At 66.7% G+C, this 19,083-nt stretch carries 24 protein-coding genes and 1 pseudogene; 14 read left to right on the plus strand and 11 right to left on the minus strand.

Translation table 11 applies throughout. The annotated features are described in order from the left end of the window. Positions 1-23: 23 nt before the first annotated feature. The 4 genes from ACP694_RS18010 (at position 24) to ACP694_RS18025 (ending at position 4,783) form a co-directional block, all read left to right on the plus strand. A complete protein-coding gene (locus ACP694_RS18010; RefSeq protein ID WP_426014680.1) occupies positions 24-911 on the plus strand; it encodes an ABC transporter permease in 888 nt (295 codons plus the stop codon). A gap of 154 nt (positions 912-1,065) precedes the next feature. After that, positions 1,066-1,926, plus strand: coding sequence for an ABC transporter permease (locus ACP694_RS18015; RefSeq protein ID WP_426014682.1), 861 nt, complete (start codon positions 1,066-1,068; stop codon positions 1,924-1,926). 208 nt (positions 1,927-2,134) lie between these two features. After that, the gene (locus ACP694_RS18020; protein WP_426014760.1) at positions 2,135-3,205 is read left to right on the plus strand and encodes an ABC transporter ATP-binding protein; all 1,071 of its coding nucleotides are present in this window, start codon (positions 2,135-2,137) and stop codon (positions 3,203-3,205) included. Positions 3,206-3,379: 174 nt separating this feature from the next. Beyond that, positions 3,380-4,783 carry an aspartate aminotransferase family protein gene (locus ACP694_RS18025; RefSeq protein WP_426014684.1) on the plus strand — a complete coding sequence of 468 codons (1,404 nt, stop codon included), beginning with the start codon at positions 3,380-3,382 and terminating at the stop codon, positions 4,781-4,783. Here ACP694_RS18025 and ACP694_RS18030 read toward each other — a convergent pair. Beyond that, positions 4,778-5,110 carry a hypothetical protein gene (locus ACP694_RS18030; protein WP_426014687.1) on the minus strand — a complete coding sequence of 111 codons (333 nt, stop codon included), beginning with the start codon at positions 5,108-5,110 and terminating at the stop codon, positions 4,778-4,780. The two genes, ACP694_RS18025 and ACP694_RS18030, sit on opposite strands and share 6 nt — an antisense overlap. Before the next feature lie 146 nt (positions 5,111-5,256). Then, the gene (locus ACP694_RS18035) at positions 5,257-5,607 is read right to left on the minus strand and encodes a hypothetical protein (RefSeq protein WP_426014689.1); all 351 of its coding nucleotides are present in this window, start codon (positions 5,605-5,607) and stop codon (positions 5,257-5,259) included. Between ACP694_RS18035 and ACP694_RS18040 the strand changes: the two genes are divergently transcribed. The 5 genes and pseudogenes from ACP694_RS18040 to ACP694_RS18060 form a co-directional block, all read left to right on the plus strand. Further along, positions 5,597-5,833 (plus strand): hypothetical protein, encoded by a 237-nt coding sequence (locus tag ACP694_RS18040; protein ID WP_426014690.1) that lies wholly within the window; start codon positions 5,597-5,599, stop codon positions 5,831-5,833. The genes ACP694_RS18035 and ACP694_RS18040 overlap by 11 nt on opposite strands. Position 5,834: 1 nt before the next feature. Continuing rightward, on the plus strand, positions 5,835-6,251 hold the full coding sequence (locus tag ACP694_RS18045) for a PIN domain-containing protein (RefSeq protein WP_426014692.1): 417 nt from the start codon (positions 5,835-5,837) through the stop codon (positions 6,249-6,251). Positions 6,252-6,278: 27 nt separating this feature from the next. After that, the gene (locus ACP694_RS18050; protein WP_426014694.1) at positions 6,279-7,679 is read left to right on the plus strand and encodes a glutamine synthetase family protein; all 1,401 of its coding nucleotides are present in this window, start codon (positions 6,279-6,281) and stop codon (positions 7,677-7,679) included. 174 nt (positions 7,680-7,853) lie between these two features. Beyond that, positions 7,854-9,134 carry an NAD(P)/FAD-dependent oxidoreductase gene (locus tag ACP694_RS18055; protein ID WP_426014696.1) on the plus strand — a complete coding sequence of 427 codons (1,281 nt, stop codon included), beginning with the start codon at positions 7,854-7,856 and terminating at the stop codon, positions 9,132-9,134. Positions 9,135-9,159: 25 nt separating this feature from the next. Then, positions 9,160-9,318 (plus strand): annotated as a pseudogene (locus tag ACP694_RS18060) (TetR family transcriptional regulator C-terminal domain-containing protein); the annotation flags it as partial. 165 nt (positions 9,319-9,483) lie between these two features. Here the strand turns inward: ACP694_RS18060 and ACP694_RS18065 are convergent. Continuing rightward, positions 9,484-9,726: a hypothetical protein gene (locus ACP694_RS18065; RefSeq protein WP_426014697.1), complete on the minus strand. Its 243-nt coding sequence runs from the start codon at positions 9,724-9,726 to the stop codon at positions 9,484-9,486. A gap of 295 nt (positions 9,727-10,021) precedes the next feature. Further along, positions 10,022-10,372: a UrcA family protein gene (locus ACP694_RS18070; RefSeq protein ID WP_426014699.1), complete on the minus strand. Its 351-nt coding sequence runs from the start codon at positions 10,370-10,372 to the stop codon at positions 10,022-10,024. Between the two features lie 335 nt (positions 10,373-10,707). Between ACP694_RS18070 and ACP694_RS18075 the strand changes: the two genes are divergently transcribed. Then, positions 10,708-11,517, plus strand: a complete 810-nt coding sequence (locus ACP694_RS18075) for a M23 family metallopeptidase (protein ID WP_426014700.1) — start codon at positions 10,708-10,710, stop codon at positions 11,515-11,517. 162 nt (positions 11,518-11,679) lie between these two features. After that, positions 11,680-12,624 (plus strand): alpha/beta fold hydrolase, encoded by a 945-nt coding sequence (locus tag ACP694_RS18080; RefSeq protein ID WP_426014702.1) that lies wholly within the window; start codon positions 11,680-11,682, stop codon positions 12,622-12,624. Positions 12,625-12,827: 203 nt separating this feature from the next. On the opposite strand, the gene rpsU is transcribed toward ACP694_RS18080, so the two are convergent. Continuing rightward, entirely contained in the window at positions 12,828-13,067 is a 240-nt protein-coding gene (rpsU, locus tag ACP694_RS18085; protein ID WP_085953736.1) for a 30S ribosomal protein S21, read from the minus strand. Positions 13,068-13,247: 180 nt separating this feature from the next. On the opposite strand from rpsU, the gene ACP694_RS18090 reads away from it, so the two are divergent. Further along, the gene (locus ACP694_RS18090) at positions 13,248-13,892 is read left to right on the plus strand and encodes a COQ9 family protein (RefSeq protein WP_426014704.1); all 645 of its coding nucleotides are present in this window, start codon (positions 13,248-13,250) and stop codon (positions 13,890-13,892) included. 28 nt (positions 13,893-13,920) lie between these two features. On the opposite strand, the gene ACP694_RS18095 is transcribed toward ACP694_RS18090, so the two are convergent. Genes ACP694_RS18095 through purE form a run of 3 tightly spaced genes read right to left on the minus strand, consistent with a single transcriptional unit; the run spans position 13,921 to position 16,220 of the window. Continuing rightward, complete coding sequence (locus tag ACP694_RS18095) at positions 13,921-14,631, minus strand: aspartate/glutamate racemase family protein (RefSeq protein WP_426014706.1); 711 nt, start codon at positions 14,629-14,631, stop codon at positions 13,921-13,923. Positions 14,632-14,634: 3 nt separating this feature from the next. Next, positions 14,635-15,717: a 5-(carboxyamino)imidazole ribonucleotide synthase gene (locus ACP694_RS18100; protein ID WP_426014708.1), complete on the minus strand. Its 1,083-nt coding sequence runs from the start codon at positions 15,715-15,717 to the stop codon at positions 14,635-14,637. Next, on the minus strand, positions 15,717-16,220 hold the full coding sequence (purE, locus tag ACP694_RS18105; protein ID WP_426014709.1) for a 5-(carboxyamino)imidazole ribonucleotide mutase: 504 nt from the start codon (positions 16,218-16,220) through the stop codon (positions 15,717-15,719). The genes ACP694_RS18100 and purE overlap by 1 nt, the downstream gene beginning before the upstream one ends. A 229-nt stretch (positions 16,221-16,449) precedes the next feature. On the opposite strand from purE, the gene ACP694_RS18110 reads away from it, so the two are divergent. After that, a complete protein-coding gene (locus tag ACP694_RS18110; RefSeq protein ID WP_426014710.1) occupies positions 16,450-17,169 on the plus strand; it encodes a GGDEF domain-containing protein in 720 nt (239 codons plus the stop codon). A 112-nt stretch (positions 17,170-17,281) separates the two neighbouring features. Here ACP694_RS18110 and ACP694_RS18115 read toward each other — a convergent pair whose 3' ends face one another. From ACP694_RS18115 to ACP694_RS18125, 3 genes are all read right to left on the minus strand, one after another. Beyond that, the gene (locus tag ACP694_RS18115) at positions 17,282-17,503 is read right to left on the minus strand and encodes a YdcH family protein (RefSeq protein WP_426014712.1); all 222 of its coding nucleotides are present in this window, start codon (positions 17,501-17,503) and stop codon (positions 17,282-17,284) included. 67 nt (positions 17,504-17,570) lie between these two features. Next, a complete protein-coding gene (locus tag ACP694_RS18120; RefSeq protein ID WP_426014715.1) occupies positions 17,571-18,032 on the minus strand; it encodes a TIGR02444 family protein in 462 nt (153 codons plus the stop codon). Between the two features lie 22 nt (positions 18,033-18,054). Beyond that, entirely contained in the window at positions 18,055-18,666 is a 612-nt protein-coding gene (locus tag ACP694_RS18125) for a UbiX family flavin prenyltransferase (protein ID WP_426014717.1), read from the minus strand. A 129-nt stretch (positions 18,667-18,795) separates the two neighbouring features. Between ACP694_RS18125 and ACP694_RS18130 the strand changes: the two genes are divergently transcribed. Further along, complete coding sequence (locus tag ACP694_RS18130) at positions 18,796-18,969, plus strand: YdcH family protein (RefSeq protein WP_426014719.1); 174 nt, start codon at positions 18,796-18,798, stop codon at positions 18,967-18,969. Positions 18,970-19,083: the final 114 nt, after the last annotated feature.

Here is a 19,083-nt window from a genome sequence, read left to right on the forward strand (position 1 = left end):
GGGGGAGGACTTGGGAGAGGGACATGGAGCAAAGCTGGAAACAGGCGAAAGCCGTCTTCGCCACGGCGCTTGGCCCGCCGCTGGTGTGGCTGGTGCTGTTCTTCCTGGTGCCCCTGGCCATCGTCTGGGCCTACAGCTTTGGCCACAATGACGGCCTGACCCAGATCGCGATCACCGGCACCTTCAAGAACTACGCGCGGGCGATCGAGCCGCTGTATCTGAAGATCTTCCTGAAATCGGCCGGGGTGGCGGCGCTGACCACAGGACTGTGCCTGGTGATCGGCTTCCCCGTCGCCCTGGCCATCACCTTCGCGTCGCAGAAGGCCAAGGCCTGGCTGCTGCTGCTGATCATGCTGCCGTTCTGGACCAACCTGCTGATCCGCACCTACGCCCTGATCGCCGTGCTCCGCGATGAGGGCTATATCAACAAGGGCCTCGAAGCCGTTTGGACCCTGGCCGGCAAGGTCCTGCCCCTGGCGCCGTTCCAGCCGATTCCGATGATGCACACCAATTTCGCGGTGATCGTCGGGCTGGTTTATGTCCACCTGCCGTTCATGGTGCTGCCGCTGTATTCGGCGCTGGACCGGCTGGACAAGTCGCTGCTGGAGGCCAGCCTCGACCTGGGGGCCGGCCATATGCGGACCCTGTTCAAGGTGGTCGTGCCGCTCGCCTTGCCGGGCATCGCCTCGGGCATACTGATCACCTTCATCCCGGCGCTCGGGGCCTATCTGACCCCCGACCTGCTGGGTGGCCCCGACAGCCAGATGATCGCCAATGTCATCGAGCGCCAGTTCAAGCGCGCCAACGACTGGCCGTTCGGCGCGGCCCTGTCGTTCCTGCTGATGTACCTGACCTTCGTGGCGATCGCGGTGCAGGCGCTGCTGGGACGGAAGAAGGGGGTGAGGGCGTGAGCGTTCATCACGGCAAGTCCTCCTCCCATGGGGGAGGTGTCGGCGCAGCCGACGGAGGGGGGAGTGATCGACCATTCGCCGCCACCCCGATCCTCGATCCTAAAACTCCCCCCACCGGCCTTCGGCCGCCTCCCCCAAAGGGGGAGGACCGCGCATGAGCAAGCTCCGCAAATCCCCGCCCGGCCCGCTGGAATATCTCCGCCGCTGGCAGATGCAGGCCTGGCTCTTCGCCGTGGCCGTCTTCCTCTACGCGCCACTGCTGGCCCTGATGGCCTTCAGCTTCAATGACAGCCGGCGCAACATCGTCTGGAAGGGTTTCACACTCAAATATTATGACAAGGCCTTCCACGACTCCTCGCTGATTGAGGCCTTCGCCAATTCCCTGACAATCGCGGCCCTGTGCACGGTGTTCAGCGTGGCGCTCGGCGCCATGGTCGCCCTGGCCCTGTGGCGGTTCCGCTTTCCCGGCAAGACCGTGCTGGACGGAGCCCTGGCCCTGCCGATCGTGGTGCCCGAGATCTGCATGGGCGTGGCCATGCTGGTGTTCTTCGCCAAGGTGTTGCCCTGGCCCGTCGGCCTGCCCTGGCCGCTGAATCTGGGCGCCATCACCATCGCCCACGTGTCGTTCTCGTTCCCGTTCGTGGCCGTGGTGGTCCGCGCCCGCATGGCCAGCTTCAACCGCGAGATGGAGGAGGCGGCCCGGGATCTCGGGGCCGGCGAGTGGCGCACCATCTGGGACGTGATCCTGCCGCACATGGCCCCCGCCCTGGTGGCCGGCGCCCTGCTGGCCTTCACGCTCAGCCTGGACGACTTCGTCATCACCTTCTTCACCTCGGGGCCCGACACCGTGACCTTCCCGGTCAAGGTCTATTCGATGGTGCGGTTCTCGGTGACGCCCGAGGTCAACGCCGCCTCGACCATCCTGATCGTGCTGACCGTGCTGCTGACGGCGGTGGCGCTGAAGATGCAGGGTGATCCGGCCGGGGTGGCGGGTGGTCATGGGGACAAGCCATGATGGACGCGCGGACCAAGTCCTCCTCCTATGGGGGAGGTGGCCCGAAGGGCCGGAGGGGAGAGTTGGCGGCGCTAACCACTCACCCCTCAGTCGCTCCGCGACAGCTCCCCCACAGGGGGAGCAATTTTCTGGCGACGCGCTCGAGGGCCTTCCGGTGATTAACCCACCCATCATCACCTTCGAGAACGTCACCAAGCGCTTCGGCAAGATGGTGGCCGTCGATAACGTCTCCCTCAGCATCCAGGAGGGCGAGTTCTTCTCGCTGCTGGGGCCGTCGGGCTGCGGCAAGACCACCCTGCTGCGGATGCTGGCCGGGTTCGACACACCGACCGAGGGGCGGATCCTGATCGACGGCCAGGATGTCAGCCTGGTGCCGCCCAACAAGCGGCCGGTGAACATGGTGTTCCAGTCCTACGCCGTGTTCCCGCACATGAGCGTGGCCGACAATGTCGCCTATGGCCTGAAGGTCGACCGGGTCAGCAAGGCCGAGCGTGACCGGCGGGTGGAGGAGGCGCTGGACTTGGTGCAACTCCACGGCCTGGCCCAGCGCCGGCCCGACCAGCTGTCGGGCGGCCAACGCCAGCGCGTCGCCCTGGCCCGCGCCCTGGTCAAGCGCCCCCGCGTGCTGCTGCTCGACGAGCCGCTGTCGGCCCTGGACGCCAAGCTGCGCGACCAGATGCGCACCGAGCTGTGCACCCTGCAGGAGAAGGTCGGCATCACCTTCATCATGGTCACCCACGACCAGGACGAGGCCCTGGCCCTGGCTACCCGCTGCGCGGTGATGAACCGCGGCGTGCTGCAGCAGGTGGCCGGTCCCAGCGACCTCTACGAGTTCCCCAACAGCCGGTTCGTGGCCGACTTCATCGGCAGCGTGAACCTGTTCGAGGGCGTGCTGGCGGTCGACGAGCCCAGCCACGCGGTGGTCCGCTCGCCGGAGCTGGACTGCGACATCTTCCTCGACCACGGGGTCACCGGCGCGCGCGGCGGCACGGTCTGGGCGGCCCTGCGGCCCGAGAAGATCGAGCTGCACAAGCGTCCTGATGGCGGGGCCCCGCCCAACATGGGCGACTGCCCGTTGGGCCAGAACGCCGTGGCGGGGGTGATCAAGCACGAGGCCTATCTGGGAGGCACGAGCGTCTACGAGGTCGAGATCAAGAGCGGCCGGCGGATCAAGGTCACCCGCCAGAACCTGACCCGCTGGGACCAGGAAGACTTCAAGCTGGGCGAAGCGGTGTGGCTCGGCTGGCACGCCTGCTCGCCGGCGGTGTTGCTCAGCTGATGCCTTTTCACACCGCTCATCCCGGCGAATGCCGGGACCCAGATGGCAGGCGGCGAGGTGGGTTCCTTGAGCGAGGCGCCTATCCAATCAACCCCAGCGCCATAGGATCTGGGTCCCGGCATTCGCCGGGATGAGCGGATTTTTTACAGATAAGAACAAGACCGGAGTACCCCCATGCCCGTCCCTATCCGCAACCACGACATCGCCGAGCTCAGGCGCCTGGACCTGGCCCACCACCTGCCGGCCCAGACCGATTACAAGCTGCAGCAGGAACTCGGCGGCAGCCGGATCATCACGCGCGCCGACGGGGTCTATATCCACGATGGCGACGGCCACCAGATCCTCGACGGCATGGCCGGGCTGTGGTGCGTCAATGTCGGCTATGGCCGGCAGGAGCTGGCCCAGGCCGCCTACGACCAGATGCTGGAGCTGCCCTACTACAACACCTTCTTCAAGACGGCCTCGCCGCCGCCGATCCGGCTGGCCGCCAAGATCGCCGAGAAGATGGGCGGCCAGCTGTCCCACGTGTTCTTCAACTCGTCGGGGTCGGAGGCCAATGACACGGTCTTCCGCCTGGCCCGCCACTATTGGAAGCTGAAGGGCCAGCCGCAGCGCAAGATCTTCATCAGCCGCTGGAACGCCTATCACGGCTCCACCGTGGCCGGCGTCTCGCTGGGCGGCATGAAGCACATGCACGTGCAGGGCGACCTGCCGATCGCCGGGGTCGAGCACGTGATGCAGCCTTACGGCTTTGGCGACGGGTTCGGCGAAGACCCCGCCGCCTTCCGCGACCGGGCGGTGCGGGCCATCGAGGACAAGATCCTCGAGGTCGGCCCCGAGAACGTCGCCGCCTTCATCGGCGAGCCGGTTCAGGGGGCGGGCGGGGTGATCATTCCGCCCGACGGCTATTGGCCGGCCGTCGAGGCGGTGTGTCGCAAGTACGGCATCCTGCTGGTCTGCGACGAGGTGATCTGCGGCTTCGGGCGGCTGGGCCAGTGGTTCGGGCATCAGCATTACGGGATCAAGCCCGACATGATCGCCATGGCCAAGGGCCTGTCGTCTGGCTACCTGCCGATCAGCGCCGTAGGCGTGGCCGATTTCATCGTCGAGGAGATGCGCGAGAAGGGCGGCGACTTCATCCACGGCTTTACATACTCAGGCCATCCGACCTGCGCGGCCGTGGCCCTGAAGAACATCGAGATCATCGAGCGCGAAGGCCTGGTCGAGCGCACCCGCGATGACACGGGGCCCTACCTCGCCAAGGCCCTGGCCACCCTGAACGACCACCCGCTGGTCGGCGAGACCCGCTCGCTGGGCCTGATCGGGGCGGTCGAGATCGTCCGCGAGAAGGGGACCAACCATCGCTTCCTCGACAAGGAAGGCGAGGCCGGGCCGGTGGTCCGCGACCTGTGCATCGAGAACGGCCTGATGGTTCGCGCCATCCGCGACAGCATCGTCTGCTGCCCGCCGCTGATCATCACCCATGCGGAGATCGACGCGATGGTGGCGATCATGCGCAAGGCGCTGGACGCAGCGGAGCCGGTGCTGCGGGGATTGAAGGCGGAGCCCGCGTCATAGCGTTGAAATTTTGCGGGCTAGCCAGGACATCGGCGGAATAAGGACGCTCGCCGTGACAGCCAAAGCCCAGAGCAGGATGGTGGGGATCATGGCCATGCCCCAGACGGCACCGGCGGCGTCGGCTCCGCCCTCGGGATCGCGCGGCGGCGGCCCGCCGAAGCTGAGGCTGGTGATCAGCAATCCAGCGGGCAGACTCAGCAATATGGACGCGACGATGATGACCCATCCGAAGCGCCGGACACGGCGTGCGACCAGCCAACCGGCGATGATCATGGCGATCGGCGCGATCAAGCCTAGAAAGAAGAGCGCTATGCCCAGTCCGCTCATGTCGCCGCCCCACCATTCCTCATGCCTTCGGGATCATGATCCGGGCCGGACCATCGAGTGGAGAAACGGTCAAGGCGGGGTGCAGGCAGGAAATGGGCTTGGCGGTCATTTCGCCGCGCACGCGATTTCGCAAGGCTTCAAAATATTCAGGGGTGACTGGGTACGTTGGCGCTGAGACCGCCCTTGAGCAATTCACTTCGAAGGTGCATCGGCGTCGGCTGCTGGTCTGGCGTGCCGAGCGTCTTGAGCCATTCGCGCACGCGGGCGTCGGGCACGACGCGACCGGATTTGGCATCCGCGTCGGCCGCCGTTTCGGCGAGGCGGTCGGCCTCGTCGTCGCTGTCGTCGAAGATCGCCGGTTCGGGCTCGGCCATGGCCAAGAATAGCAAAAAACGCCCTCTGAAGCCATTGTTCTCCGGCCCATTGAGCAGAGCGCGAACCCTATCCCGACTTTGGGCTGCAGCCTGGCTGTGATACTGTGAGAACATGAAAAACATCACAGTCGCCGTGGATGACGAAACCTACCGCCGCGCCCGGATCAAGGCGGCGGAGCAGGACACGTCCGTCTCCGCGCTGGTGCGGAAGTTCCTGACCGAGACGGCGGCCGGCGAAAGCGACTTCGAGCGTCGCAAGCGCCTGGAGATGGAGGCACGAGCGGAACTGGGTGATTTCGAGGCTGGACCCCTGCTGTCACGCGACGCGCTTCACGAGCGCGGTCGTTGAGGTGCCCGTCTTCTTCGACACCAACATCTTGATCTACGCGCTCAGCACCACGCCGGCGGAAAGTCGCAAGCGTCGCAGCGCGGAGGCGCTTCTGGACCGCGCGGACGGGGTCTTGTCGGTGCAGGTGCTGCAGGAGTTTTATGTCCAGATCACCAGACCTACGCGGCCCAAGCCGATGTCGCATGACCTGGCGGTGCGGTTCATCGAAGGCTGGCGGCGGCATCAGGTGGTATCGAACACCATCGAAACCTTGTCCGACGCGCTGTCGATCAAGGGACGGTACGGTTTTTCCTACTGGGACAGCGCCGTCGTCGCCGCCGCGCGCACCGCCGGCTGTTCGGAGCTCTACACCGAGGATCTTTCCCACGACCAGATGGTCGAAGGCGTCCGCGTCATCAACCCGTTCAAGATTAGCTAGACTTCCACACGCGCGAGGAGCGCCCCCGTGAAGTACAAAGACAAGAAATCCAAACCCGCCCCGAAAACCACGCGCGGGGTCGCCTCGCTCGACGACGCCAAGGCGTGGTTCGACCGGCAGAACATCGAGGAGATCGAGTGCGTCGTGCCCGATCTGGCCGGCGTGGCGCGGGGCAAGATCATGCCGGTGCGCAAGTTCCTGGGCACGCCGTCGATGAACCTGCCGTTGGCGGTGTTCTACCAGACCATCACCGGCGACTTCCCCGAGTTCGAGGGCGAGGTCAATTCGGTCCAGGCCGACACCGACGTGATCCTCACCCCGGACCTGGCCACCCTGGCCGTGGTGCCCTGGGCCCAGGACCCGACCGCCCAGGTGATCCACGACGCCTTCCACCCCGACGGCCGGCCGGTGGAGGAAAGCCCGCGTCAGGTGTTGCGCCGGATCGTGGCCCTCTATCGCGAAAAGGGCTGGGACCCGATCGTCGCGCCGGAGATCGAGTTCTACCTGGTCGAGAAGAACACCGACCCCGACTACCCGCTGAAGCCTCCCGTGGGCCGCTCGGGCCGACCCGAGACCGGCCGCCAGGGCTATTCGATCGCGGCGGTCAACGAGTTCGACGCCCTGTTCGAGGACATGTACGAATATTCCGAGCGCCAGGGCTTGGAGATCGACACCCTGATCCACGAAAGCGGCGTGGCCCAGATGGAGATCAACCTGCGCCATGGCCATCCGCTGGAACTGGCCGACCAGGTGTTCATGTTCAAGCGCACCATCCGCGAGGTGGCGCTGGAGCACGAGATCTACGCCACCTTCATGGCGAAACCGATGGCTGCCGAGCCCGGCAGCGCCATGCACATCCACCAGTCGATCCTGGGGGCCGACGGCCAGAACCTGTTCTCGGATCCAAAGTCCGGCGAGGCCACGCCGCTGTTCTACGGCTTCATCGCCGGCCAGCAGCGCTATCTGCCGGCGATCATGGCCATACTGGCGCCCTATGTGAATTCCTATCGGCGGATCGCCCGGGAGAGCGGCGCGCCGGTCAATACCCAGTGGGGCTATGACAACCGCACCTGCGGCCTGCGCGTGCCGCCGTCCGACCCCGCCAATCGCCGGCTGGAAAACCGCATCCCCTCGTCCGACGCCAACCCCTATCTGGCCATCGCCGCAGTTCTGGCGGCGGGGTATCTGGGCATGGTCGGCAATCTGACCCCCAGCGCCCCAGTCGACACCGACGCCAATATCCGCGGCATCGAGCTGCCGCGCAGCCTGCTGGAGTCGGTGGCCCTGTTCGAGGCCGCCACCCCGCTGATCGAACTGCTGGGCGCCACCTTCTGCGCCGCCTACGCCACGGTGAAACAGGCCGAGTACGAGACCTTCATGCGCACCATCAGCCCCTGGGAGCGGGAGTTCCTGTTGCTGAATGTGTGAGGCGGTCGTCACGACCTTCTCCCAGAGGGGGAAGGAGGGGCCCGCGCCGCAGGTGTGGGAGGATGACAGGTTACGCCGCTGGCCGGAGCGCCGGCACGCCGTCGGGCGCCCTAACCCCTCACCCTCCCATTGCTACGCAACAGGTCCCTCCCTCTCCCTCTGGGAGAGGGAGTCTTGAACACCGGCCACCCCGCGAGTTGGTACGCCGCCACGGCCAACCCCTTCCCGGCGTTGTCGGCGCTAGCGACCGACACTCGCACTGACGTCTGCGTGATCGGCGCGGGCTATACCGGCCTTGGCGCCACGTTGGAGTTGGCCACGCGGGGTGTGAGGGTCACCGTCCTGGAGGCCGCCCAGGTCGGCAGCGGCGGCAGCGGGCGGAATGGCGGCCAGGTCCATACGGGCCAGCGCAACGACCAGGCCTGGCTGGAGAAGACGGTTGGCCGCGACGACGCCCTGGGCCTATGGCGGATGAGCCAGGACGCCCGCGCCCACCTGCTGGCCCTGATCGCCACCCACCAGATCGCCTGTGACTTCACGCCGGGCATGATCCACGCCCGCCACCGCAAGGGCGGCGAGGCGCAGGACGCCGCCCACATCGCCTTCCTGCGCAAGCGCTATGGCTATGACCAACTGGCCTTGATCGACGCGCCGGACCTGGCGGCCGAACTGGGGACCGAGTTCTACCACGGGGGCTTCGTCGACCATGGCGGCGGCCACCTGCATCCGCTGAACCTGGCGTTGGGCCTGGCGCGGGCGGCGATGTCGGCCGGCGCGGTGATCCATGAGCAGACCCGCGCCACAGCCTGGCGGCGCGAAGGCGGGGCGATCGTGGTCGAGACCCCGACCGGCCGGGTCACTTGTGACCAACTGATCCTGACCGGCGACGGCTATCTGGACGGCTTGGCCGGCGGCGCGGCGATGGCGCGGGTCATGCCGATCAACAACTTCATCCTGGCCACCGAGCCGTTGGGCGCGCGGGCTGACACGATCATCCGGTCGAACGCCGCGGTCGCCGACAGCCGCTTCGTCGTCAGCTATTTCCGCAAGAGCCCCGACGGCCGGCTGATCTTCGGCGGCGGCGAAAACTACAGCCCCGGCTTCCCGTCCGATCTGAAAGCCTTCGTGCGGCGGCACATGTTGAAGGTCTATCCGGACCTGGCGGATGTGAAGGTGGACTATGCCTGGGGTGGGACCCTGGGCATCACCGTCCACCGCGCGCCTTACGTGCGCCAATTGGCGCCGGGGGTGAGGGTGGCCGCCGGCTATTCGGGGCAAGGGGTGATGCTGGCCCCTTGGTTCGGTAAGCTGCTGGCGGATGCGGCGCTGGGGGATCCGTCTGGCGTGGACCTGCTGGCGAAGCTGCCGACGCCGCCGTTTCCGGGCGGACGTCTGCTGCGGTGGCCCCTGACGGTGGCCGGGCTGAGCTGGTACGCGCTGCGGGACCGGATTTGAAGGTCCTCGAAGCGGCGCCGCCCAGCTGCTGGCGGGCGAGCCGGCCAACCTGCGGGTCACCTGGCTGGCCATCGCCCTGACCGCCCTCTTGGATGGCTTGTGGCTGGAACTGTGTCTCGACGAGACCGTCTTCAAGCCCGCCGAAGCCGGGGCCATCGCCGAACGGTTGGCGGCGGGGTGTCTAGAGCATTTTTCGAGCGAAGTGGTTCCGGTTCGCGTGAAGAAAAATGCGTCAAAACAAAAGATTAGAGCCCACGGCCTGACGCAGTCAGGTCGGGAAATGCTCTAGGGTCGTTAAATGGGGACGTGCGTATGCGCACGTCCCAGCCCCTCCACGGAGAGACGAATCTTAAGCTGCGGCCTGAGCCGTGTTGACGATGCTGCGGCCCCAGGTCGCGCGGCGGACTTCCGGCTCGGCGACGTGCACCTTGGCGGTCTTGCCCTGGGCGCGCATGTGCTTGGCCAGCAGCTCGGCGACGCCAACCGCTTCAGGCTGGCACGGATAGGAGCCGATCAGGTCGGGCGCGTCATTCCAGGTGACGTGCCAAACGCCGGAGACGGGTCGGACGAAGTAGTTGTTGTCGTCGGCCATGGGTAACTCCTGGGTCTGGCTCAATCATTAGACGTACTGTGTGCGTGTGACAGATGTATCAATGCTGCACAGCAATAACTTGTTGCATTGCACACTGCAGAAGCCGGGCCAAGAGCGCGCATGGTGAATTCTCTTGCACGATTGGGGCAGCTTGAGCGCCAGAAGCGTGGTGAGGCTTGGGTTTGGGCCTCTTTCCAAAACCCCGTGGGAGAGAGTTGCCCGGCCGTACTCCGCTGCAAACAAAAGCCCCGGACGTTCCCGTCCGGGGCTTTTGCTTCGGCGATCATCCGTCCGCTCAGCGGACGGCGACCGAGACAGGAACGGCGCGCGAGGCGACGGCGACGCTCTTGCGCTGGGTCTTGGAGAGTTGCGAGTCGGCTTGCTTGTGAACAGCGACCTTGCAGCCGGCGATCGTGAAGTTGCCGCTCGGGTTGGAGCGGGCCATGTCGCGACAGACCGTGTCGGCGGCGTCGTTCAGACGGGCGGCGAATTCTGCGGCGTGGGCCGGATTGGAGAGCTCCAGGCCGACCAGGGAGACTGTGGCGGTGGGCTGGGCGGCGTGGGCGGCTTGCAGCAGGCCCAAGGCGGGCACGGCGGCCAGCGACAGGGTGGCGACGGCGGTCAGGCTGGTGATGAACTTGCGCATTTGAGTGGTCCCTTTGGTTTGTATTCGTCCGGCGCGTCCCTGCGCCCCATGTCCAAAGGTATAGTTTCGACTTTTCATGAATACTCGTTACGTCTCATTCATGACATGTAATTAAACAAGTGTACTGGAAGTAATATTCTAAAATTCCTGTAATCTCAGGAGCGGCGCTGGCTGCTCGTCATGGTCATGCTTAACGCATGGTTAAGTCGCCGCCTTTTAGCCGCATGGCTGCGGCATATGGATCGCCTTCACCATCCCGAAAGGTCGGCCATGGGATGGAAACGCGCTTTGGCGCGGTCCCTCAGGTCGACCGAACCTCTGTGAGGATCCTGCTATTGTCGTCACGAGTCCTGGCCGCAACATCATCGCCCTATTCCCTGGCCGCGTTCGCGGCGGTCGGCGGCGCTATTGTCGTCTGGGGCATGGTCAACGCCGTCTCGGCCGTGGGCGCGATGAACAGCGGGCTGGACGCGCCCGCGGCGGTCCCCGTCGCCGCGCCGGTCGACAAGGTTGAGCCACCGCCTCCGCCGCCGCCAGCCTTCGTGTTCGACGCCCCTCTGCCGGGCCGGACCATCAATTCGCCCTTTGGCCTGCGCCAGATGCCTTGGGAGGAAAACGGCCGCCTGCACGAGGGCGTCGATATTGCCGCCCCGGCTGGCGCGGCGGTCCACGTCGCCACCGACGGCGTCGTCCTGCGCAGCGGCGTGTCGTCCACCTACGGCCGGTTCGTGGAAGTGGTCCACAAGGACGGCTTTCACAGCTTCTACGCCCATCTGGGACGCGACGCGGGGCTAAGGCGCGGGACCTTCGTCAAGCGCGGTGCGACCGTGGCCTATGTCGGCAACAGCGGCCGCTCCACCGGCTCGCACCTGCATTTCGAACTGCGCAACAAGGCAGGCGAGCCCCTGAACCCGGCTCTGTTCATGGGCAAGACTTTCGCCGAGAAGGGCGATTTGCCGCTGAAGGCCGCCGCCAGGGTGGGTCGCAAGGTGCGCCTGGCCCAGGTGTCCAAATGGCCTGAGGGCATGAAGGCCAAGATGGCCGCCCAGATGGCGGAGAAGGAAGGCGCTTCCGAAGTTGGCGGCCAGGTCATTCGCGTCAAGGGCGGCCGGGTGCGCACGCGGATCAACGTCGTCGACGGCTAGGGCATTTTTCGAGCGAAGTGGTTCCGGTTCGCGTGAAGAAAAATGCGCCAAAACAGAAGATTAGAGCTCACGGCCTGACGCAGTCAGGTTGGGAAATGCCCTAGGGTTCAATATTACAGCCGCGTCACTCGACCGACATCGAAGCTCGGCTAGACTGCCCACATGCTCAGACACGTGGGACGCGCCCTTGCCGGATTTGCTCTTCTTCTCGTCTCGTTCGTCGCCGTGGGCGGCGTGATGGCCATGGCGGGACAGCCCTCCCCACGCGGGGCCATGACCGACATTGGCGAGGGGCGAACGCTGCGTCTGGTCTGCGAAGGTCCCGCCAGCGATCGCCCCGTGGTCTGGCTCGAGGCCGGAGCCTTCGGCTTCGCCGCCGACTGGGGCGCGACCCAGGAAGCGCTTACCGCCGCCGGCTGGCGCTCGTGCGCCTATGACCGGGCCGGCATGGGGTTCTCAGCCCCAGGCCCGGAGCCGCGCGACGGCCTCGCCATCGTCTCCGACTTCGAGAAACTGGTCGCCGCCTCGGGCGAGAAGGGGCCGTTCATTCTGGCGGGCCACTCGATGGCTGGCCTGCGGCTGCGCCAATATGCCGGCCGCAATCCCAGCCAGGTGAAGGGGCTGGTGCTGGTCGACGCCGCCACCGCCGAAGCGTCGCAGTCCAAAGCCTTGGGGACCTTCATCAAGGCCTTCGCCGAGGCGTCGCGATGGGCGGCGCGCGGCGCCTCGATGGGTCTGTTCAAGCCGCTGGTCCATACCGGCATAGCCGACAAGATCGGCCTGCCACCCACCGCCAAGGCCGAGAAGCGCTGGGCCTTCGCCAATGGCCGGCATAACCGCACGGCCGCCCAGGAGGTGGTCCTCTGGCCCGAGGCGGCGGTCCAGGCGGCGGCCGTGGCGTCTTATGATCCTGAGTGGCCGGTGGCGGTGGTGACCGCCGGTCCCCTGAAGGGCCGCGAGTTCTGGAAAGCGCTGCAAGCCGCTCCGGCCCAGGCGTCGAAGCATGGCTATGTGGATCATGTGGAAGCCGCGACCCACACACGGCTGCTGGGCGAGACCTTCGCCGGGCACATTGTCAAGGCGGTGGAATTCGTGGGGGAACACTAAGTCCTCCCCCCGTGGGGCAGGTGTCGGCGCAGCCGACGGAGGGGGGAGTGGTCGGCAGACGGCCACAACCCGGAGCGACCTCCTAAGACTCCCCCCACCGATCGCTTTGCGATCGCCTCCCCCACAGAGGAAGGACCAAGCAAAGAAAAGCCCGCGTGGATCGCTCCACGCGGGCTTTTGCTTCGTCGCCGTGAGGGCGTAATCTACCGAGCGCCGACCGGCTTCTTCGGCATCGGGATCAAGCCTTCGCGCTGGGCGCGCTTGCGGGCCAGCTTGCGAGCGCGACGGACGGCTTCGGCCTTTTGACGGGCGCGCTTTTCCGACGGCTTCTCATAGTGCACGTGCCGCTTCATTTCGCGGAACGAGCCTTCGCGTTGCATCTTCTTCTTCAGGGCCTTGAGGGCCTGATCGACGTTGTTGTCGCGGACGAAAATCTGGACCAGGGGTCTCTCTCCATTCGACGGCCCGACCAATGTCCCGAGTCCCTCTCAGGGGCCGGGCGGGCGAACAAAACCTGATAAACCCGGAAGGGGGGCTTCCGGGAAACGAGGGGCGGCTGATAGCAGAGGGATGGGGCTCTGTCCATCGCGACGCGGCCTAAACTCCCGTATAGACTCGGATTCATGAGCGACACCGCGGACTGGTCCGATATCACCGAGCAACGCGTGCTGGACGAGGCCCTGCGCCTGGCCCCGCGCCTGGGCTGGAACGCTGGCATGGCCAAGGCCGCCGCCATGGCCGCCGGCCTCAATGCCGGCGAGGCGCAACTCCTTTTGCCGCAAGGCCCCAAGGACCTGGCCGCCCTGCTGTCGCGCCGCCACGACAAGGCCGCCCTGGCGTCGCTGAGCGCCCTGGACCCGGCGTCCCTGAAGATTCGCGACAAGATCCGCCGGGGCGTCGTGGCGCGACTGGACGCTGCGGTCGGCGACGCCGGGGCCTTGCGAAAACTGGCCGCCTTCCTGGCCTTTCCGACCAACATGCCCCTCGCCATGACCCTGGTCTGGGAGAGCGCCGACGTGCTGTGGCGCTGGGCGGGCGACACGGCGACCGACGAGAATCACTATTCCAAGCGCGCGATCCTGTCGGGGATCCTGGTCTCGACCCTGGCGGTCGACATGGCGTCGGGCCGCGAGTCGGCGCTGCAGCACCTGGACGCGAGAATCGACAACGTCATGGCCTTCGAGAAGTGGAAGGCCGGCGTCAAGCCGATGAACCTGATGGTCGAGGTGGCGGGGGCCCTGGCGCGGATGAGATACGGGCGGGGGTAGAAGTCCTCCCCCACAGGGGGAGGACCCTCTAGCTCGGTCCGCCCAGCGCCATCTCCACCGCCGCCTGCGCATGCAGCGCCGTCGTGTCGAACAACGGAACGCTGCTGTCGGCCTGCGAGACCAACAGCATGATCTCCGTGCAGCCCAGGATCACCGCCTGCGCTCCACGCTCCACCAACCGTGCGATCACCGCGCGATAGACTTCGCGGGAGGCGTCCAGCACCTGACCGGTCACCAGCTCGCGATAGATGATGTCGTGCACTGCGGCGCGGTCCTCGACCTCGGGGATCAGCACCTCCAAGCCGAACCTGTCGGCCAGCCGGCCGCGATAGAAGTCCTGCTCCATGGTGAAGGCCGTGCCCAGCAGGCCAACCCGCGTCAGGCCCGCCGCCTGGATCGCCTGGGCCGTTGGATCAGCGATATGCAGCAGCGGGATCTTGACCGCCGCGTCGATGGCCCAAGCGCAGCGGTGCATGGTGTTGGTGCATAGCACCAGGAAGTCGGCCCCGCCGCGCTCCAGCGCCTGGGCGGCCACCACCAGCTCGCCGGCCAGGGCGCCCCAGTCGCCGACGTGCTGCAGGGCCTCGATCTTCGCAAAGTCAAACGACCACATCAGGCTGCGGGCCGAGGCCACCCCGCCGACGCGATCGCGAACGCCCTCGTTGATCAGCCGATAGTACTGCGCCGAGCTTTCCCAGCTCATGCCGCCGATGAGGCCGATGAGCGCTTGCTCGACCATGACCTAGTCCCTCAAACCGCGCAGCCTGTTCACGTGGCCCATCTTCCGCCCAGGCCGGGCTTCGCCCTTGCCGTAGAGATGGACGCGGGTCTCGGGCTCGGCGGCCAGCTTGGCCCAGGCCTCGACCTCGGGGCCAAGCAGGTTGGTCATCTCGACATGGGCGCGGGCGGCCGTGGGGCCCAGCGGCCAGCCGGCGACGGCGCGGATGTGCTGCTCGAACTGGTCGACCTCACAGCCGTCCTGGGTCCAGTGGCCGGTATTGTGCACCCGGGGGGCGAACTCGTTGACCAGCAGCTTGCCGCCGGCCAGCTCGAACAACTCCACCCCGATCACGCCCACATAGTCCAGCGCGGTCAGGATCTTGATGACGATGGTCTCGGCCTGGTCGCGGGTGGCGTCGGTGACCTTGGCTGGGGCGCTGGTGCGGCGCAGGACGCCGCCTTCGTGGTGGTTGTCGGCGAGGGGATAACAGGCGATCTCGCCGTTGCGGCTGCGCGCGGCGATCACCGACAGCTCGCGCACGAAGTCTGCGGGAGCCTCGAGGATGGCCGGCTTGGCGCCGATCTTCTCGAAGCTGGCGGCGGCGTCGCTGGGGCGCTGGATCCAGGCCTGGCCCTTGCCGTCATAGCCCTCGCGGCGGGTCTTCAGCAGCGACGGGGCGCCGATGCGCGCCACGGCGGCGGTCAGGTCTTCGGCGGTCTCGACCGACGCGAAGGCCACGGTGGGAACGCCGATCTCGGCCAGGAAGCTCTTTTCGACCACCCGGTCCTGGGCGGCGGCCAACGCCTTGGCGCCGGGGGCGACCAGCACGCCCAGGGCGGTGAGTTCGGCGACGGTGTCGGCCGGGACGTTCTCGAACTCGTAGGTGACCACGTCGCAGGCCTCGGCCAGGCGTTTCAGCGCCCAGCGGTCGTCATAGGCGGCGACGATCTGGCGGGCGGCGACCCGGCCGGCGGGGCTGTTTTCCTCGGGATCGAGGATCACCACGTCGAAGCCCAGCCGCGCGGCGGCCAGTGCCAGCATGCGGCCCAGCTGCCCGCCGCCCAGGATGCCGAGGGTGGAGCCGGGGGGGAGGGGAGCCGTCATCAGTCTTCCACGCTTTCCACCACATCCTCGGTCTGCGCGTCGCGAAACGCTTGCAGGCGCTGGCTGAGCGCCGGGTCCGACAGCGCCAGGATCTGCGCCGCCAGCAGGCCGGCGTTCCTGGCCCCCGCCTCGCCGATCGCCAGGGTCGCCACCGGTACGCCGCCGGGCATCTGGACGATGGAGAGCAGGGAATCCAGACCGTTCAAGGCCTTCGACTGCACCGGCACGCCCAGCACCGGCAGGATCGTCATCGCTGCAACCATGCCCGGCAAATGAGCAGCGCCGCCGGCCCCGGCGATGATCACCTTGTATCCGGCGTCTTGCGCGCCCGTCGAGAACGCGACCAGGCGCTGGGGGGTGCGGTGGGCCGAAACCACCTTGGCCTCATAGGCCACGCCCAGGGCGTCGAGCGCGTCGGCCGCCTTCCTCATCGTCGGCCAGTCCGAGCGGCTGCCCATGACAATGACCACGGGGGGGGGGACGGGTGGCGTGGTCGTGGGCATCGGCGATGATTTCCCTGGGCGGGCGAAGGGGCGTCATGACCCCTGAATCGCGGGCCTTATAGCCGCTGGCGCCCCGCCTCCAAAGCGCCATCTCGTCGGAAAACCTCAGGTGGGCCGGGCCGATGTCTTGACTCCGCGACGCTGCGACACAGGGTGGTGACCATTGCCATGGTTAATGAACGAACGCAGAAATGCGTGAAGCTTTGCAACAAGTGATTCCCGCCACCCCATGAAGATCACGAGCGCCCGCACCGAATCCTTCTCGGCGATCCGCCGCCGAGCCCTGACCGAGGCCGCCGGCCCGGCCGTGGCCCGCGCCGTGGTGGCCGCCGACAAGGCCGGGTTCCTGGGCCTGGGCGAGGACGACCTGACGCCCCAGGTGCAGGCCGCGCTCAAGACCCTGATGGTCGAGATCGATGATCTGCGGGCCGAGGTCGGTCGCCTGAAGTTCAAGCTCAATGAGGCCCAGGGCCTGGCCGACATGGACGTGCTGGCCCCGGTGCTGAACCGGCGGGCCTTCCTGCGCGAGATCAAGCGGGTCGCCGCCTTCGCCCAGCGCTACGGCTCGCCCGCCAGCCTGGTGTTCTTCGACCTCGATGGCTTCAAGAGCGTCAATGACCGCTTCGGTCACGCGGCGGGCGACGAGGCCTTGAAAGCCGTCGCCGAACGCCTGCTGGCTAATGTCCGCGAGACCGACGTGGTCGGCAGGATCGGTGGCGACGAGTTCGCCGTCCTGCTGGTCCAGGCCGACCAGCAGACCGCCATGGCCAAGGCCGACACCCTGGCCGCCGCCGTCAGCGGCACGCCGGTGCAGTTTGGCGAATGGTCGGCGCCGTTGCACATCTCCTATGGCGTGCGCGAGATCGAGCCTGGCGCCGATCCCGAAGTCGCCCTGGCCGAGGCCGACGCCTCGATGTTCCTGAGGAAGCGGACGCGCAAAGAGGCCTGAAACTCGCTGTCATGGACGTGCGAGCGAAGGGGACACACACTCGTCCCACCGCTCAGGACATGATCGCACAAGCCGTAGGACGAGTGCGTGTCCCCTGCTGATCCACGGCGCTCTAAGCGATGATATCCGGCATCAGCTGATCTTCGAGCCGGACGATCTCGTCCTTCAGGGCCAGCTTGCGGCGCTTGAGGCGGGCGAGCTGCAGCATGTCGGGCAGGGGTCGGTCTTCCAGGGCGGTCACCGCGTCGGCGAGATCCTGGTGCTCTTCGCGCAGGATCGCCAGGCGTCGCTCGAGGGCGATGTCGCTGTCTTCGAAGGCTTCGTCGTCGTTCATGGACGCTCCTCAAAGCCGCGCGCCTGGGCGGTGATAGATACCAAAGCCTGACAGCGGGTAAAGGGCGTCATGAAGCTTCACCGTTCAAGGCGTCGGCCAGGGCGCGCAGGGCGCTCTCGCGCGGCGGGTCGCCGGAGGCGCCGGCGGCGTCCAGCAAGGTCGAAAACATGTCCAGCGCCTGGCCCGGTTCGCCGCTCAAGGCCTCCAGGCTTTCCATCAGCACCTTCTCGCCCGCCAGTTCCGTGTCCTTGACCCGGTTGCGGAAATCGTCGCGAGCGCAGCCGTCGATCCCGGGCCAAGCGGCCTTGATCGACCGCCGCACATCGCGCAGGGGGGCGCCGACCGCCTTGTCCCAGCGCTTGACCAACTGGAAGGCGACGGCGGTGTCGGCCGCCCGGCCCTCGCTGGCCCGCCAGGCCGCCCACAGCAGATAGGGCGCGTTCTGGCCGTGGCCGTCCTGCAAGGCCAGGCACGCGGCTGCGACAGACGGTCGCGCATAGACCTCCAGCGCCCACTGCCAAAGTCGCATCTTGGTTAACCCCCAGGCCTTTTCAGGCCTCTCCGGTGATCGTCGCCAGGTCTTCGCCCCAGCGCTTGACCGGCCGCCAGGACAGGCCGAACAGGTCGAGCGCCCGGCCCACCGACTGGTCGACCATTTCCGCGATCGTCGCCGGCTTGGTATAGAACGCGGGAAGCGGCGGGGCGATCACCGCCCCCATCTCGGCCAGCTTGGTCATGGTGCGCAGGTGACCCAGGTGCAGCGGCGTCTCGCGGACCATCAGCACCAGGGTGCGGCGCTCCTTCAGCGTGACGTCGGCCGCTCGGGTCAGAAGCGAAGCCGTTACGCCCGTTGCGATTTCGCTCATGGTGCGCACCGAGCAGGGGGCGACGATCATGCCCAGCGTCCGGTACGACCCCGACGCGATCGCGGCGCCGACGTCGCCTGCCCGATGCACAACATCCGCCTTCAGATTGATCTCCGCGACGCTGAGGCCGGTTTCTTGAGACAAGGTCAGGGCCGCCGACTTGGACAGAACCAGGTGACTCTCGACTCCCAGTTCGCGGCACGCATCGAGGGTGCGCAGGCCGTAGACGACGCCGGAAGCGCCTGAAATTCCAACGACTAAGCGCGGCTTGTCCGGGAGGGGGGCAGGGTCCGACATGGTGAATTTTCGTCCGTCATGGGAGCAAGCGGGGCCACGTCAAGCGGGGCTGAGTGCAATCATATGTGATCTGACAGCGCGGCGCAGCGGGTGTTGTCTTTGATCTCCAACAGCAAGGAGCCGACAGCCATGGCCATCGAATCCCGTATCCGCGAGCTTGGGTCCCGCCACGAGAACCTCGACCGCACGATCCAGGAGGAGACCAGTCGACCGGTCAGCGACACTTCCCGCCTCAAGGAGTTGAAGCGGCAGAAGCTCAGGCTCAAGGAGGAGATCGAAGGCCTCAGGGCCAGACTTCACTAGGCCGTAGTGACGATTTAGGATTCCCATCGAGAGGCGGTTCTGATTCAACGCTGCTTTTTGGAGGCGGTGTTGGAAGGCGAAGTTCTTCGGGACGATCAGTGGGCTCGGATCGAG

The sequence above is a fragment of the Caulobacter sp. DWR2-3-1b2 genome (genome assembly GCF_049896345.1).
Lineage (GTDB): Bacteria > Pseudomonadota > Alphaproteobacteria > Caulobacterales > Caulobacteraceae > Caulobacter.

Coding starts and splice junctions, on each gene's coding strand:
- ACP694_RS18010 (WP_426014680.1), top strand. CDS start 24: ATGGAGCAAAGCTGGAAACAGGCGAAAGCCGTCTTCGCCACGGCGCTT.
- ACP694_RS18015 (WP_426014682.1), top strand. CDS start 1,066: ATGAGCAAGCTCCGCAAATCCCCGCCCGGCCCGCTGGAATATCTCCGC.
- ACP694_RS18020 (WP_426014760.1), top strand. CDS start 2,135: ATGGTGGCCGTCGATAACGTCTCCCTCAGCATCCAGGAGGGCGAGTTC.
- ACP694_RS18025 (WP_426014684.1), top strand. CDS start 3,380: ATGCCCGTCCCTATCCGCAACCACGACATCGCCGAGCTCAGGCGCCTG.
- ACP694_RS18030 (WP_426014687.1), bottom strand. CDS start 5,110: ATGAGCGGACTGGGCATAGCGCTCTTCTTTCTAGGCTTGATCGCGCCG.
- ACP694_RS18040 (WP_426014690.1), top strand. CDS start 5,597: ATGAAAAACATCACAGTCGCCGTGGATGACGAAACCTACCGCCGCGCC.
- ACP694_RS18035 (WP_426014689.1), bottom strand. CDS start 5,607: ATGTTTTTCATGTTCTCACAGTATCACAGCCAGGCTGCAGCCCAAAGT.
- ACP694_RS18065 (WP_426014697.1), bottom strand. CDS start 9,726: ATGGCCGACGACAACAACTACTTCGTCCGACCCGTCTCCGGCGTTTGG.
- ACP694_RS18070 (WP_426014699.1), bottom strand. CDS start 10,372: ATGCGCAAGTTCATCACCAGCCTGACCGCCGTCGCCACCCTGTCGCTG.
- ACP694_RS18080 (WP_426014702.1), top strand. CDS start 11,680: ATGCTCAGACACGTGGGACGCGCCCTTGCCGGATTTGCTCTTCTTCTC.
- ACP694_RS18090 (WP_426014704.1), top strand. CDS start 13,248: ATGAGCGACACCGCGGACTGGTCCGATATCACCGAGCAACGCGTGCTG.
- ACP694_RS18095 (WP_426014706.1), bottom strand. CDS start 14,631: ATGGTCGAGCAAGCGCTCATCGGCCTCATCGGCGGCATGAGCTGGGAA.
- ACP694_RS18100 (WP_426014708.1), bottom strand. CDS start 15,717: ATGACGGCTCCCCTCCCCCCCGGCTCCACCCTCGGCATCCTGGGCGGC.
- purE (WP_426014709.1), bottom strand. CDS start 16,220: ATGCCCACGACCACGCCACCCGTCCCCCCCCCCGTGGTCATTGTCATG.
- ACP694_RS18110 (WP_426014710.1), top strand. CDS start 16,450: ATGAAGATCACGAGCGCCCGCACCGAATCCTTCTCGGCGATCCGCCGC.
- ACP694_RS18115 (WP_426014712.1), bottom strand. CDS start 17,503: ATGAACGACGACGAAGCCTTCGAAGACAGCGACATCGCCCTCGAGCGA.
- ACP694_RS18120 (WP_426014715.1), bottom strand. CDS start 18,032: ATGCGACTTTGGCAGTGGGCGCTGGAGGTCTATGCGCGACCGTCTGTC.
- ACP694_RS18125 (WP_426014717.1), bottom strand. CDS start 18,666: ATGTCGGACCCTGCCCCCCTCCCGGACAAGCCGCGCTTAGTCGTTGGA.
- ACP694_RS18130 (WP_426014719.1), top strand. CDS start 18,796: ATGGCCATCGAATCCCGTATCCGCGAGCTTGGGTCCCGCCACGAGAAC.